We start from the raw sequence: 507 nt of genomic DNA, 5'->3' as shown, positions 1-507 counted from the left end.
CGGCCTGGAACGCCATCATGAACGCCTGGCCGGAGGTGTGCATGACCGTGTGGGCGAACTCGGGCGTCCGGTCGCTGATCCGCTGGAGGATCTCCAGGCAGACCATCGCGCGGGTCTCGGCGCCCGCGTCCCGCCAGGCCCGCATCCCGGCCCGCATGGCGGGCAGCAGCACGTCGAGGTCCGCGTGCGGGTAGCTCACGCCCAGTTCGACGCCGTACGGGGAGGTCTCGCCGCCCACCCAGTCGTCGGTGCCGGGCTGGCCGAGGTCGAGGCGGGTGCCGAGCAGCGCGTCGAAGGCGGCCTTGCCCGCCGCGAGGTCCAGACTGCCGTTCTCTCCGTAGGCCTTGGGGTGCTCGGGGTGCGGGGACCAGTACGCGCGCGTGCGGATCGCTTCCAGCGCCCGGTCCAGGGTGGGCCGGTGCTGGGCGGTCAGTTGCTGCGCGGTGGGTTCGGCGGCCATCGGGGACCAACTCCTCGTCGAGTTCGGGGACCGGGCAAAGCCTGGGG

Annotated in this window: 1 pseudogene; it reads right to left on the bottom strand. The window is 73.2% G+C overall.

The features are described from left to right. Positions 1–460, bottom strand: a pseudogene (locus tag AOK11_RS45495) (phenylacetic acid degradation protein PaaN); the annotation flags it as partial. Positions 461–507 lie beyond the last annotated feature (47 nt).

Origin of the sequence: Streptomyces hirsutus (assembly GCF_001418415.1) — a bacterium.
GTDB classification, from domain to species: Bacteria; Actinomycetota; Actinomycetes; order Streptomycetales; family Streptomycetaceae; genus Streptomyces; species Streptomyces hirsutus.
Note: the sequence above shows the minus strand (reverse complement) of the source record. Positions and strands in the feature narration are given on the sequence as shown.